Raw genomic sequence first — 235 nt, 5'->3', positions numbered from 1 at the left:
CCATGCTGTACGCGTAGTTCTCCAGGGCATTCTTGGCTTCCACCTTCTTCTTCACCTCTTCGTCTTCTACCTTGTACCTCTCCGCATCCCGCACCATCTTCTCTATCTCATCCTTGCTCAACCTTCCTTTATCGTTGGTAATGGTGATCTTGTTTTTAACTCCTGCCGTTTTATCCTCCGCTGTCACGTTCAATATCCCGTTTGCGTCGATATCGAAGGTCACGTTTATTTGGGG

Annotated in this window: 1 protein-coding gene; it reads right to left on the bottom strand. The window is 48.1% G+C overall.

Translation table 11 applies throughout. The features are described 5' to 3' along the window. Nucleotides 1-223, bottom strand: a 223-nt coding sequence (locus tag C6N31_RS47505; RefSeq protein WP_498063739.1) for an Hsp70 family protein, incomplete at its 3' end; no start/stop codon positions are given. Between the last annotated feature and the right edge of the window lie 12 nt (nucleotides 224-235).

This window comes from Streptomyces fildesensis (genome assembly GCF_016107395.1).
In the GTDB taxonomy this organism is placed as follows: domain Bacteria; phylum Actinomycetota; class Actinomycetes; order Streptomycetales; family Streptomycetaceae; genus Actinacidiphila; species Actinacidiphila fildesensis.
This window is presented reverse-complemented; position numbering and strand designations above follow the sequence as displayed.